This is a genomic window from Nocardia sp. NPDC005366 (genome assembly GCF_040606855.1).
Taxonomy (GTDB): domain Bacteria; phylum Actinomycetota; class Actinomycetes; order Mycobacteriales; family Mycobacteriaceae; genus Nocardia.
In genome coordinates, this window is sequence record NZ_JBEXFQ010000010.1 from 160,058 (window position 1) to 173,684 (window position 13,627).

Genomic DNA, 13,627 nt, shown 5'->3' on the forward strand with positions numbered 1-13,627 from the left:
GCCGACCGACCACGAGCACAGGGTGGGGTGACGGCGAAGACCCGATGTCATGCGGGCGTCGCACAGGAGGAATACGTTGAGACCGAACAGAATCGCCATCGCTGTCGTGGCGATCTCCCTCATCGCGGCGGGATGCGGCGGCGGGGGCGGGGCGCGGGGGAATTCGGAACTCACCGCGTCGGGTACGTTCGGCAATCTGACCGGCATCTGCCGCCCCGGTGACGCGGAAAGCGCCTCGGCACAGGGGGTTACGGCGAACGAGATCGAAATCGGGACATTCACCGATGTCGGTTTCACTCGGAACCCGGATTTCCTCGATGCCGCGAAGGTATTCACCTCCTGGTGCAATGCCGCCGGCGGTATCAACGGCCGCAAGATCGTCACCAATGTGCGCGACACCAACCTGACGGAGGTGCGTCAGCGGATGGCCGAGGCCTGTCGCGAGGATTTCTTCCTCGTCGGCGGCAGCGCCGCGCTGGACGGACTCGGCGTGAAAGACCGGCTCTCCTGCCTGCTCCCGGAATTCCCCGCGCAGGCGACGACGGCCGAGAACGCCGGGTCGGACCTGCAACTCGGCAGCGGCGCCACGATCGCCGAGGGCGTCGATCCCTATTCCGGCTTCCACGACTGGCTGATCACCGAGGCCCATCCCGCATCGGCCGACGCGGTCGGTCTACTCGTCGGCGATTCGCCGATCACCGAAGTCATGAGCGAGAAGTTGACCGAGTCGCTGACCGCGTCGGGTGCGAAGGTCGTCTACAACGAAAAGTATCCGCCCACAGGGATTTCGGACTGGACGCCCTACGCGCGCGAGATCAGGGCCGAGCGAGTACGCGGACTGATCTTCCTCGGCGAATTCCGCTATCTCGCCGAACTCCAGGACACGCTCACCGAGATGAACTACGAGTTGGACTGGATCGATGCGAACGCGAACTCCTATAGCTCCGAATACCTGGGCAGGACGCGGGGTTCGCTGGATTCGCGCAACAACTATGTCGACCTGAGTGGCATCGCCCCGCTGGACGCGGCCGCGAAAGTGCCCGCCGTGCGCCAGTTGAAGGATCTGTTCGATCAGTACGCGCCGAGCAGGGACATCACCTTCCAGGTGCTGCGGGCCTTCCAGGCGTGGCTGTTGTTCGCGAAATCCGCCGCGAGCTGCGGTGACCAGCTGACGCGGACCTGCGTCTTCACCGCCGCGCGCAGAGAGACGGCGTGGACCGCGGGCGGCTTGCAGGCGCCGGTGGATCTGTCACGGCCGCTGGCCGAGCAGACGCGGTGTTTCAACGTTCAGCAGGCGACGCCCGAGGGCTGGAAAGCCGCCGATTTCGCGCCGAATACCGGCGTGTTCCGGTGCGGATTCACCCCGTACAAGTACACGCAGGATTTCGGTAGGCCGACAACGCTGGCCGACGTGGGCAAATCCATGAGCGATCTGAAATAACCCGGACCGAACGGCGGAATCGGGCGCCGTACCCGCGCTGTAGGCGGCGCCCCCGACGAGTCGGCCGGTCAACTCGACGATGTCGCGTTGCGCGCGGTGCTGTCACCGCCCGCGTGCGCGTACTCCGACAGCGCCGCCGCCAACGCGTGCGGGACGCGCGCGTGCACCCGGGTGCCGCCTTCCTCGTGGGTGGAAGCGATGATGCGGCCGTCGGCGTGGATCCGCGCCAGGAGATCACCCCGCGTGTAGGGCAGCAGCACACTGATCTCCACGTCGAGTCCGCCGAGAACCTCGGCCAGCCGGGCGCGGAGTTCATCGATGCCGACTCCGGTGTGCGCCGAGACGAATGTCGCATCCGGCAGCAGTCCGCGCAGCCGGGTGAGTTCGTTCGGGTCGACGGCGTCGATCTTGTTGACCACCAGCAGTTCAGGAGGCGCTGAGGCGCCCTGCTCCTTGATCACGTCGGTGATCACCTCGCGGACCGCCTTGATCTGACCGGCCGGCATCGGATCGGAACCGTCGACGACATGCAGCAGCAGGTCCGCGCCGGTGACCTCCTCGAGGGTGGAACGGAACGCCTCGATCAATTGGGTCGGCAGGTGACGGACGAATCCGACGGTATCGGTGAAGACGACCTCGCGACCGTCATCGAGGGCGGCCCTGCGGGTGGTCGGATCGAGGGTGGCGAACAGCGCGTCCTGCACCAGCAATCCGGCGCCGGTCAGCGTATTCATCAGACTCGACTTACCCGCGTTGGTGTACCCGACGATGGCTACCGAAGGAACGCCACTGGAATCGCGACGCGCCCGCTTCGTATCCCGCGCGGTCTTCATTTCGCGAATCTCGCGACGCAGCTTGGCCATCCGCTCACGAATGCGCCTGCGGTCGGTCTCGATCTTGGTCTCACCTGGACCGCGCAGACCGACGCCGCCATTGCTGCCCGCGCGGCCACCGGCCTGCCGGGACATGGATTCACCCCAGCCGCGCAGCCGCGGCAGCATGTACTCCATCTGGGCGAGCGCGACCTGCGCCTTACCCTCGCTGGAAGTGGCGTGCTGGGCGAAGATATCCAGGATCAGCGCCGTCCGATCGATCACCTTGACCTTGACGACCTTCTCCAACGCGGTCAGCTGCGCCGGGGTGAGTTCACCGTCGCAGATGACCGTATCGGCGCCGGTCTCGAGCACGACAGCGCGCAGTTCGTCGGCCTTGCCGGAACCGATGTAGGTGGCCGGATCGGGTTTGTCGCGACGCTGGATCAGCGCCTCCAACACCTCGGAACCGGCGGTCTCGGCCAGTAGCGCCAACTCGGCCATACTCGCATCGGCCTGCGCCGCCGAACCGGTGGTCCAGACGCCGACCAGCACCACGCGCTCCAGGCGCAGCTGCCGGTACTCGACCTCGGTGATGTCGGTGAGTTCGGTGGACAGACCGGCGACGCGGCGCAGCGAACTGCGGTCCTCCAGCTGAAGTTCACCGGTGGTCGGTTCGGCCGCCCAGCCCGCATGGCGGGTGCCACGCAGTTGCTCGTCGCGAGCGCGCATACGGGCGGCATGTTCGGCCACCACGTCACCGGTGTCCACGGTGTCATCGGCCGTGTCGGCGAGATTGTCGTCGTCGGCCGGATTGATATCGAAAGTCTCTGAATTCCTCATACGCCATCCATGCTGCCACGTTTACGCGGGTCAGCGCACTCCGATATTCGTGAGCGCTGCCTCAGAGCCCGGTCCACCACTGCTCGGCGATGCGTCCGGTGGCGACGAGAACGGACGGACCGCGCAGCCACGCCGCGCCGCCGTCGAGCCCGACGCGGACCGCGCCACCGGGAACCCGGATCGTCACCTCGCCGGTGTCGGCGGCGATATCGAAGCCGTCCGCGGTCAGTACCGCGGCGGCCGCGGCGACGGTTCCCGTTCCGCAGGAACGGGTTTCGCCGACGCCGCGTTCGTAGACGCGCATATCGGCGGCCCCGTCGGGGCCGAGCGGAGTGAGGATTTCGATATTGACCCCGAGCGGGAACAGGTCGGGGTCGTAACCCGGCGAGACCGTCAGATCCAGTTTCGCCAGGGCCTCGGCGGACAGATTGGGGTCGACGCAGGCCAGATGCGGATTTCCGACATCGATGCCGATTCCGTGGTAGCCCCACCCGCCGATGGTCGCGGTCGACGCGCCGAGTTCGCGGACCCGGCCCATCGCGACGGTGACATCCCCGTGCGCCTCGGTGGCGGTGTGTACCGTGACGGGCCGCGCTCCCGCGCGACTGCCGACGACGTAGCTCTCGGCGGATTCCAGACCCGAGACCGCGAGGTAGTGCGCGAAAACCCGAACCCCATTGCCGCACATTTCCGCGACGGAGCCGTCGGCATTGCGGTAATCCATGAACCAGTCGGTGTCGGCGATACCCTCCGGAATCGTCTCCAGCACGCCCGCGTCACGCAAGGCCCCGGCCCGCGCCACGCGCAGCACGCCGTCGGCGCCCAGTCCGCGCTGACGGTCGCAGAGGGCGGCGACGCGCTGCGCGGTCAACTCCAGTCGAACGTCGAGATCGGGCAGCACGACGAAATCGTTCTCGGTGCCGTGTCCCTTGCTGAACTCGATATCCGCCACGTCTGTGTTCTCCCTGATCCTCGGGTGCCGTTATTCGATTATCCGGGTGGCCGGGAGACGACGACACCACTACCTGGCAAACGTCCGGCGCTGCCGGGAAATTTCGTACAGCGCCACCGCCCCCGCCGAAGGGGCCCCGAGCGAACTCGCGGTTCCTCCCATCGGAATGGAGACCAGATCGTCGCACGCCTGCTGCCACGCCGCGCTCATACCGCTCGTCTCGTTGCCGACGACCAGGATCGTCGCCGCGCTGAAATCGTGGTCGAAGACCGCGTGGGTGCCGTTCTCGTCGGTGCCGACGACGCGGGTGGGAATGCCGCGTCGAATCTGGCGATCCCGGAATGCCAGCACCTGGGCCGCGCCCGCCGCCCGCAGAACCGGCACCGCGAACAGTGATCCGGTGGAGGCGCGCACCGCCTGCGGATCGTAGTGGTCGGCCCCGTGTCCGGTGACGATGACCGCGTCCGCGCCGAAGGCGTCCGCCGAGCGGATGAGGGTACCGAGATTGCCAGGGGAATTGGGGCGATCGAAAACCACGACGACGGGCGCGTCCTCGCCGGGCTCCCCCGGTTCGAAGGTGTCGAGCTCGGTCGATCGCGCTACCGCGACGGCCACGACTTCCGGTATGCCTGCGGACTTTTCGCCGAGTTCGGCCATCAGCTCGGGGACCAGACCGATACACGGCACCTCGACGGCATCGAGCAATTCCCTTGCCCACCCGGATAAATCGGGGGTGCCGAGCCGGTAGAGCAGCGTCTCCAGAGGCCAGTCGTTGTCCACGGCCTGGGTGATGGGGCGCACACCCTGCACCAGGAAACGTCCGTCGCGATTGCGGGTGGCGCGATTGTTCAGATACGCCTGCCAGACCTGCATCGAGGCATTGCGGGTACTGACCCGACGGTTGGCGACATCGCCCGCGGTGCGGCCGGCTCCGCCGCGCGCCTGCCGGGAGCGCGGAGATTCCTTGGTCATCGCCGCGCACCTGCCTGCCGGGGAGCCGTTCCCCGATCCCACTGTTCGCTCACCTGCTGGTCCGTTCCGTCGAGTCGATCAGAGACAACGCCGTGGCGGCGAGGTCGGGGGCGGCGCCGTTCACCCAGCGCACCCGCGGATCCCGGCGAAACCACGAGCGCTGCCGTCGCACGTAGCGCCTGGTGCCGATCAGGGTGCGTTCCCGCGCGTCGTTCAGGTCGTATTCGTTGTCGAGATAGGCGAGGACTTGCGCGTAACCGATCGCACGGCGCGCGGTGACACCATCGCGCAGGCCCACCTCGATCAGAGCGCGCACCTCATCGACGAGGCCGCTGTCGAACATGCGCGCGGTGCGACGCTCGATACGGCCGTCGAGTTCCGCGGTATCCCGGTCCACACCGATAATTATTGTCCCCCAACGTGGTTCACCGATGGTGGGGGCCGAGGCCGCGAAGGGACGACCGGTCAGTTCGACCACCTCGAGCGCGCGCACCATGCGACGGCCGTCGGTGGGCAGAATGGTCGCCGCCGCGGCCGGATCGACCTTTTCCAGCGCCTCGTGCACCGCGACGACACCGCGTTCGGCCAGCACCTGCTCCCAGCGGGCGCGCACGACGGGATCGGTGGCCGGGAAATCCCACTGATCCAGCAGCGCTTGGACATACATCATCGAGCCGCCGACGATGATCGGGGTACGGCCGCGCGCCATGATGGCCTCGACATCCGCGCCCGCCGCACTCTGATACTCGGCGACCGTCGCGTATTCGGTCACGTCGAGAACGTCGAGCTGGTGGTGGGCGATACCGCGACGTTCGGACGGCGGCAGTTTGGCCGTGCCGATATCCATGCCTCGATACAGCTGCATGGCGTCGATATTCACGATTTCGCCGCCGAGGCGTTCGGCCAGATCGAGCCCGAGATCGGATTTACCGGAGGCGGTCGGCCCGACCACCGCCACCGGTGTGACCGGCATGTCCGTCACGCCGACTCCCGAACGGTTCGGCGCCGCGCGGAACGCGTGCGGGGGCTCATCCCGTACCGCCGGGACGCCACACGCTGACGTGGTAGCCGACGCCGTACGGCGCGTCCCGGTAGAGCGTGTCGACGCTCGGGTCGGCGGCGTCGGAGGCGAACAATCCGGCCAGCGCCTGATAGGCGGCGCGACCGGAGACGGACAACTCGGCGCACAGCGCCGGATCGAGGGCGAGCAGGGCGGCGCGGTCGCCCGCACCGAGCGCCCGCTCCAGATCCTCCTGCTCCCCCGCCGCGCGCTCATCGAGATATCCGGGCGCTTTCAGCGACAGGGTCGCCGCGCCGTCGGCGACGACGAGTACGCCGTGCGGCTCGTCGGACGCGTCGAGTTCAGCGCGGAGTTCAGCGCCGAGTTCGGCACAGTGGCGCACCGTGCTGTCCGCGGCGATGACGCGCGCCCGCGCGGTGACCTCGGGTGCGAACTGTCCGCGCAACCACCCGGCGATCAGGACCGGCAGCGGAAGCTCGCGATCCGGCCCGGCCGTGGAATCAGCCGGAGAATCGGCCGGATAATCGGCCGAGACGTCGAGCGTGGGGTCACCGGACAGCGCCACCCGCACATCCACCCCGAACCCGAGGAAGGTGCCCACCGCATCGGGACCGAAGACGCGGTCGGCGTCACCGGATCCGAGCACCGTCCAGTGCCTGGCCGCGCCGGCGAGCGTTGCGGCGGCGGCGGATACGGCCGCGCGGAGCACGGTCGGCGGGTCGTCCGGATCGGCTCCGACCGTGCGCGAGGTGGCGCCGACGAGTTCGGGAACCAGGATCGGCGGCGACGGGACCAGGGCCGCTATGGAGAACACCACGTAACGGTAGCCGTTCGCCCCGACAGCGCCGCGCACCCACCGGCACCGGCCGCGACGGTGACCCGCTTCGAGTGTCTCTGCGTCAATCCTTGCCTGGATTGATAGTGTCGAGATGCGACAACCCAGGTCATCACGGGTTCGTATCCCTGGGAATAACCCGTGAGAGGCGTGGATCGATGGTCTCGATGGCTCGGACCGGGTTGAATGGGATGAGCTAGGGCGTAACCAGGCAGCCGTGACGCGCGGCAGGGACGGAGAGCAATGAGCGACAGCAACGGAACCGCGAAAGCCACCCCAGGCAGTGCACCGCGACCGTCCGGCGCGCCGAAACCCGGCGGCTCGACCCCCCATCCGAAGCCGCACGCGATCAAGCCCGCGCCCGGCCAGGCCGCTCAGCAGCATCCGCACCCGGTCGTCGTGCCGACTGTCACCGATCCCAGCGTCTGGGGCCGGGTCGACGAGGACGGAACCGCCTGGGTGAAGACCTCGGAGGGCGAACGTGTCGTCGGTTCGTGGCAGGCAGGCGACGCGACCGAGGGCCTGGCGCATTTCGGCCGCCGTTTCGATGATCTGGCCACCGAGGTGGCACTGCTCGAGGCCAGACTCGCCGCGGGTGCCGACGCCCGCAAGACCAAGGCCGCGGCACTGGCCCTGGCCGAATCACTGCCGACCGCGGCCGTGATCGGCGATATCGACGGATTGGCTCGCCGTTTGCAGGCGATCACCGAACACTCCGAAGAGGCGGCGGCGCACGCCAAGGAGGAGAAGGAACGCGCGCGGCACGAGCACACCGAGCGCAAGGAAACGCTGTGCGCCGAGGCCGAGAAGATCGCCGCCGAATCCACCCAGTGGAAGGCCGCGGGCGACCGGCTGCGCGAAATCCTGGACGAATGGAAATCCATCCGCGGCGTGGATCGCAAGGTGGACGACGCGCTGTGGAAGCGGTATTCGAAGGCGCGTGAGGCCTTCAACCGCCGCCGTGGCGCGCATTTCGCCGAACTGGATCGGGAGCGCGCCGCCGCGAAATCGCGGAAGGAAGAGCTCTGCGAGCGGGCCGAGGAACTGTCCGCCTCCACCGACTGGGTGGGCACCGCATCGGTCTTCCGCGATCTGCTCGCCGATTGGAAGGCCGCGGGTCGTGCGCCGCGCGAGGCGGACGAGACGCTGTGGCGGCGGTTCAAGAGCGCGCAGGACGTCTTCTTCTCGGCGCGCAACGCAGCGGTCTCCGAACGCGACGCCGAATTCGAGCACAACGCGAACGCCAAGGAAGAACTGCTGCGCGCCTACGAGAACATCGACCCCGCCAACGGGCTGGAGTCCGCGCGCTCCGCGCTGCGCGAATTGCAGGACCGGTGGGATGCCATCGGCAAGGTGCCGCGCGAACGCATCCAGGAACTGGAAGGCAAATTGCGCACGATCGAGAAGCGGGTGCGCGACGCGGTGGACGCGCAGTGGCGGCGCTCCGATCCCGAGGCCATGGCCCGCGCGGCGCAGTTCCGCGAGAAGGTCGCCCAATACGAGGAACAGGCCGCCAAGGCCACGGCCGCGGGTAAGGCTCGTGACGCCGAGAAAGCGCTCGAGCAGGCCAAACAGTGGCGTGAGTGGGCCGAGGCCGCGGAGGGCGCCGTCAGCAACCGCTGACCCGCGCTCGATCGCACGGTGCGATCAGCGCGGGAGCCCGCCGCTGCGCCTACTCGCCACTGTGCCTACTCGCCACTGTGCTTACTCGCCACTGCGCCTACTCCCCGCTGTACCAACTCGCCACTGCGCCTACTCGCCACTGTGCCTACTCCCCGGTCAGACGGCGGCGGTCATCGTCCTCGGCCTGTGCCGCGGCGATGCGCCGCTGCTCCTCGGCCTCCAATTGCAGGGCGGTGCGACTCCAGACGACGCGAATCCAGTGGAAGGTGAGCACCACGATGGCCACGGTGCCGATGATGAGTCCGAGGCCGGGGCCCGCGCCCACGTAGTTGCCGAGTCCAGGTGTCTGGCGATGCCAGATCGACAGCACGCCGAACACGCTGGCGACGGCCGACCCCGCGACCGCGATCCAGGCCAGCACCCAGCGGCGGGTCATCAGCGCGAGCAGTGAGAATCCGACGCCGAAGATCACGACGAGCCAGACGAACAGGCGCGACGGCAGACCGATGTGCTCGACCCGGCCCGCCTCGGTGCCGAGCAGCACGTCGAAACCCCTGGCGTCGCCCGCGTGCGGCAATACCAGCGACAGCAGCAGCACGAAGACCGCACCCGCCACCACCAACGCGCGCGCACCCGGATCGATCTCCCCGGCGATGCGGCGTTCGACGGCGTCGAGTTCGTCGCGGAACTGCTCGAAGTCCTTGCCGTTCTCGACCGAGTTCACTGCGTCCTCGTCTCCTTCGCCTGGTTCGTCGACTGCGCCGGACCGGTCCACTGTGCCATTCTCGGGGCCGGTCACGGCATCCGACCCGCTGCGTCCGGCAACCGCCGGGCGGTCCTGCGAACTGTTACTCGGTGTGGCGCCCGACGGGTCCGGTTCCTCGCCATCGGGATCGCGGTTCACGCTGTTCACGGCACCTCCTGCACGGGTGTCACCGGGTTCAGACTCCGCATCCGGTGGCGCAGCCCGAGGCGGCTACCGGTTCCGGGGCGGGCGCGCCGATCCTCGGCAGACCGAGACCGATCCCGATCGGCTCGGTTTTCGGGGTGATACCGCGCTCGTGAGCGTCACCCGCGCGGGTGCGGCGGTGAGAGGTGATCGGGGAATCGGCGATCAGGTGGTGCGGAGCGGCCTCGGTGATATGAACGGTGATGATATCGCCGGGGCGGATCGGTTCGGCGGTGTCGACGGGCCGGAAATGCACCAGCCTGCCGTCTCGGGCGCGCCCACTCATGCGGGCGGTCGCCGCGTTCTTCTTGCCCGCGCCCTCGGCGACGAGCAACTCGACCTCGGCGCCGATCAGCGCGCGGTTGGCGTCGAGGGAGATGTGCTCCTGCAACGCGATGAGCCGGTCGTAGCGCTCCTGCACCACCGCTTTCGGCAGCTGGTCGGCCATCTCGGCGGCCGGCGTTCCCGGTCGCTTCGAATACTGGAAGGTGTAGGCGCTGGTGAAACGGGCCCGGCGCACGACGTCGAGGGTCTCCTGGAAATCTTCCTCGGTTTCGCCAGGGAAGCCGACGATGATGTCGGTGGTGATGGCCGCGTGCGGCATCGCGGCACGGACTTTCTCGATGATGCCCAGATAGCGCTCCTTGCGGTAGGAGCGGCGCATGGCCTTGAGCACCCGGTCCGAGCCGGATTGCAGCGGCATATGCAATTGCGGGCAGATATTCGGGGTCGAGGCCATGGCCTCGATCACGTCGTCGGTGAATTCCGCCGGATGCGGGGAGGTGAAGCGCACCCGCTCCAGCCCCTCGATATCACCGCAGGCGCGCAGCAGTTTCGCGAAGGCGCTGCGATCGCGCGACTCGTCGGGGTCGACGAAGTTCACGCCGTAGGAATTCACGTTCTGGCCGAGCAGCGTGACCTCGAGCACGCCCTGATCGACCAGGGCCTGTACCTCGGCGAGGACGTCGCCCGGCCGCCGGTCCACCTCCTTGCCGCGCAGCGCGGGCACGATACAGAAGGTGCAGGTGTTGTTGCAGCCCACCGAGATCGAGACCCAGCCCGCGTAGGCCGACTCGCGCTTGGCGGGCAGCGTGGACGGGAAAGCCTCGAGTGATTCGAGGATTTCGACCTGCGCTACCGCGTTGTGCCGGGCCCGCTCCAGCAGCACCGGCAGCGAGCCGATGTTGTGGGTGCCGAACACCACATCCACCCAGGGCGCCTTGCGCACGACGACGTCGCGATCCTTCTGCGCCAGACAGCCACCGACGGCGATCTGCATCCCCGGGTGCACCGCCTTGATCGATGCGAGATGCCCCAACGTGCCGTAGAGCTTGTTATCGGCGTTCTCACGTACCGCGCAGGTATTGAAGACGACGAGATCGGCCGTCGCGCCGGGCGCGGCCTTCACATAACCCGCATCCTCCAGCAGGCCGGACAAGCGTTCGGAATCGTGCACGTTCATCTGGCAACCGAAGGTGCGGACCTCGTATGACCTGACCTGCTGTGATGTAGTTTCATCCGCCAACAATGACACGCTGCATCGTAGCCCATCAGGTCTCAGACGCAGCCACAGGCCCTACATTTTGCCTGTTCAGAGCAGCATCTACGTGATCATGAAATGGGCAGAGCCCCGGCCGATTGGTCGGGGCTCTGCTACCACAAGGAATTACTTCTTACGGGGCTTACCCGCGTCGTCGCGCTTCTCGCGCCAGCGACCGTCGTTGTTACGGTCACGATCACGCTTCCCACCACCGGGGGCGGGCACCTGCGGAACCTTGCCGCTAGCCATCCCGATCACCTCACCGGGTAAACGGTGATCCGGACCCGACGAACGATCCGGATGGGACGGATGGTGCGGGTAACGCGCCGCACACGCATACGAGACGAAGCCATTCGACTTCCCTCCCTATTAGGTGTCAGACACCTAGCAGAACGCCCCGACATGCTACGGAACGAACCTTGAGGTAAAGTGCGGACTGCATGCCTGCAAGTGTGCAATCCAAACCCAACCCCGCCAGGTGCCCCGCATCGGCGGGGTTTGGTGTTTCAAGACCATTTCTGACTTGCCGATGACACTACCCCTGGTATCCCCCACCCTGTCCAACCACTACAGGTAGTAATTACACGTTTGGGATTTGTCAGCCACTGCCAAAGATCATAAATCCGCTGGTCAAACAGATGTTCTACTTAGCTGAAATTGGCATTGTGATCTACGACACATCACCTTCCACTCCTGGGAAAACGCACGTAAACCGTGCCATATGGCCCACCAAGCGGTGGTTTGCCATCTTCAGCAAACTTCCCAAATGGGCACCTAGTCGCTTAGCGTCGCAAATACATGCCCGTACTGCATTTTCGGCGCATCGGCACTAACATTCGCCAGATAATTGCCGGAAGTCGACAAGATCACCAGATTTGACAAGTCAAACGAGTTGAGATAAGAAACGCCCCCGGTTGAACTTCAACCGGGGGCGTCGTTGATACCGCAAGGCTCAGGCCAGGTCGTTGAACTCTCCAGCCTGAGCACCCTTGAGGAACGCACTCCACTCCGCGCGGGTGAACGCGACGGTTCCCGCATCACGGGCGTTGGAGTTGCGGACATAGACAGCGTCAGCGGTACCGGCAACCTCGACGCACGTTCCGTTGTCCGTGAAGCTCGACACTCGCCAATCGAGGTTATCCATCGTTCTTACGCTCCCACTCTGCCGCTAGTCCAAGGATGAACTTGCGCGACTCCACCGGACTCAGAGCTACCTTCGCGCCGTGGTCGTACGCACTACCGAAGTATCCCACTTCCTCAGCGTCGGTTATGAATCGACCGCCGCCGTAGGACTCGATGTGCACTCGTGGCGATCCCCACGGATGACTCATGATCGAGAACGCGTGCAATCGCCTTGCTTCGTACTGGCCTGCGTCATAGGTAGTCACCCGCACCGTCACGTTCTGAAGTTCTGACAGTTCCGCAAGAGTGCGCAACTGCTCAGCCATGACGCTAGGAGTACCAACCCGTAGCCTCAACGCCGATTCCGGCATGATCACGTCTAGTTCAAGCTCACCCGAACGAACTCGCTTCTGTCGGTGCAACCGCTGGTCTACGGCCTGTTGAACGTAGGTATCAGAGACTCCCGAGATTCCAACCTTGCTCACGAGCGCTTCGACATAGGCCGGAACTTGAAGTAGCCCGTATACAGCTCGCGGTTCGTGCGTACGGATGGACGTAGCGGATTGCTCCATACCGAGATACGTCGATAGCCACTCCGGTACTTCGCCCTCCACCGTGGGAACACTGCTGAGCATCGCCGATAGCTCATCCATCGTAATACCAAGTGACTCAGCATATTTCGAACGTTGAGCCGGATGCGGGGTTCCCTCGTTGCGTTCCCATCGGCCTAGCGTGGTCCGGTCTACCTCGACCTCTGCGGCAATTTGTTCCTGAGTCTTGCCTGTCGCCTTGCGAGCGTCGATCAGTCGCTGTCTGCGCATAAACGCATCGTAGATGCCTCTTGTGTGCCGTGGTCCGGTTCACACCAGACGCGCAGCATTGGATCTCAACAGGGGAAACTCAACCAGGGGAACAATGATGCATGCTCTACCACAACGTATTTCAGGCTCACATGAGCACCCGAACCGCACGATAGAGCGACCACCCGTAGAGCTATTGATGCGCACGGTTGATGCACTCACCAAGTGGGCAGCGAAGGACTCGCAACAGTCCGGGGGTGCCGATGGTTGCGATAGATGAACGCTGGCTTGATTGCTCACACGATCCCGATCAACTCACCGATCAATCGGCAAAGCTGATTCTGAGCTTCCACAAGCATCCCACTTGGCAGCCATGCCTACCGCAACTTGCCGCACTGGCATACCTGACAAATCCAGATGCATTCGATTACGAATAGGTGGGCGCGACATGTCTTCCGGAATGATTCTGATTGCGCTGGTAGTAGGTCTTATTTTGTTCAGTCTGGCTTGCGTCTATTTGTGACAGATGCTCGGCGACATAAAGCCACCGAGCATCATCTTCTATCCTTTGGTAGAACATAATTCACATAGTTACCACTGTCGACAGCCCTTGGTTGCCGACATGGCATGTTCAATGATTCCACTCACTGAACTATTTAATTATATCAAAAATCCCCCGTCTACTCTTATGAATATGGGTTACCAGCCCAGTAGACG

At 65.5% G+C, this 13,627-nt stretch carries 12 protein-coding genes; 2 read left to right on the forward strand and 10 right to left on the reverse strand.

The window, feature by feature from the left end; translation table 11 throughout:
• Nucleotides 1–76: 76 nt before the first annotated feature.
• A complete protein-coding gene (locus ABZS43_RS14480; protein WP_355036333.1) occupies nucleotides 77–1,441 on the forward strand; it encodes an ABC transporter substrate-binding protein in 1,365 nt (454 codons plus the stop codon).
• A 68-nt stretch (nucleotides 1,442–1,509) separates the two neighbouring features.
• Here ABZS43_RS14480 and hflX read toward each other — a convergent pair whose 3' ends face one another.
• From hflX to ABZS43_RS14505, 5 genes are all read right to left on the reverse strand, one after another.
• On the reverse strand, nucleotides 1,510–2,985 hold the full coding sequence (gene hflX / locus ABZS43_RS14485; protein ID WP_355036408.1) for a GTPase HflX: 1,476 nt from the start codon (nucleotides 2,983–2,985) through the stop codon (nucleotides 1,510–1,512).
• A gap of 172 nt (nucleotides 2,986–3,157) precedes the next feature.
• Complete coding sequence (gene dapF, locus ABZS43_RS14490) at nucleotides 3,158–4,039, reverse strand: diaminopimelate epimerase (RefSeq protein ID WP_355036409.1); 882 nt, start codon at nucleotides 4,037–4,039, stop codon at nucleotides 3,158–3,160.
• Nucleotides 4,040–4,117: 78 nt separating this feature from the next.
• Nucleotides 4,118–4,921 (reverse strand): TrmH family RNA methyltransferase, encoded by an 804-nt coding sequence (locus ABZS43_RS14495; protein ID WP_355036410.1) that lies wholly within the window; start codon nucleotides 4,919–4,921, stop codon nucleotides 4,118–4,120.
• A 148-nt stretch (nucleotides 4,922–5,069) separates the two neighbouring features.
• Nucleotides 5,070–5,993 carry a tRNA (adenosine(37)-N6)-dimethylallyltransferase MiaA gene (gene miaA / locus ABZS43_RS14500; RefSeq protein ID WP_355036411.1) on the reverse strand — a complete coding sequence of 308 codons (924 nt, stop codon included), beginning with the start codon at nucleotides 5,991–5,993 and terminating at the stop codon, nucleotides 5,070–5,072.
• A 55-nt stretch (nucleotides 5,994–6,048) separates the two neighbouring features.
• On the reverse strand, nucleotides 6,049–6,894 hold the full coding sequence (locus tag ABZS43_RS14505) for a hypothetical protein (RefSeq protein WP_355036334.1): 846 nt from the start codon (nucleotides 6,892–6,894) through the stop codon (nucleotides 6,049–6,051).
• Nucleotides 6,895–7,119: 225 nt separating this feature from the next.
• Between ABZS43_RS14505 and ABZS43_RS14510 the strand changes: the two genes are divergently transcribed.
• Nucleotides 7,120–8,499 carry a DUF349 domain-containing protein gene (locus ABZS43_RS14510; protein ID WP_355036335.1) on the forward strand — a complete coding sequence of 460 codons (1,380 nt, stop codon included), beginning with the start codon at nucleotides 7,120–7,122 and terminating at the stop codon, nucleotides 8,497–8,499.
• Between the two features lie 145 nt (nucleotides 8,500–8,644).
• On the opposite strand, the gene ABZS43_RS14515 is transcribed toward ABZS43_RS14510, so the two are convergent.
• From ABZS43_RS14515 to ABZS43_RS14535, 5 genes are all read right to left on the reverse strand, one after another.
• Entirely contained in the window at nucleotides 8,645–9,223 is a 579-nt protein-coding gene (locus ABZS43_RS14515) for a hypothetical protein (protein ID WP_355036412.1), read from the reverse strand.
• A gap of 217 nt (nucleotides 9,224–9,440) precedes the next feature.
• On the reverse strand, nucleotides 9,441–10,976 hold the full coding sequence (miaB, locus tag ABZS43_RS14520) for a tRNA (N6-isopentenyl adenosine(37)-C2)-methylthiotransferase MiaB (RefSeq protein ID WP_355036413.1): 1,536 nt from the start codon (nucleotides 10,974–10,976) through the stop codon (nucleotides 9,441–9,443).
• Between the two features lie 138 nt (nucleotides 10,977–11,114).
• Nucleotides 11,115–11,237: a hypothetical protein gene (locus ABZS43_RS14525; RefSeq protein ID WP_355036336.1), complete on the reverse strand. Its 123-nt coding sequence runs from the start codon at nucleotides 11,235–11,237 to the stop codon at nucleotides 11,115–11,117.
• 703 nt (nucleotides 11,238–11,940) lie between these two features.
• Nucleotides 11,941–12,132: a DUF397 domain-containing protein gene (locus ABZS43_RS14530; protein ID WP_355036337.1), complete on the reverse strand. Its 192-nt coding sequence runs from the start codon at nucleotides 12,130–12,132 to the stop codon at nucleotides 11,941–11,943.
• A complete protein-coding gene (locus tag ABZS43_RS14535) occupies nucleotides 12,125–12,931 on the reverse strand; it encodes a helix-turn-helix transcriptional regulator (RefSeq protein ID WP_355036338.1) in 807 nt (268 codons plus the stop codon). Before ABZS43_RS14535 ends, ABZS43_RS14530 begins: the two co-directional genes overlap by 8 nt.
• Between the last annotated feature and the right edge of the window lie 696 nt (nucleotides 12,932–13,627).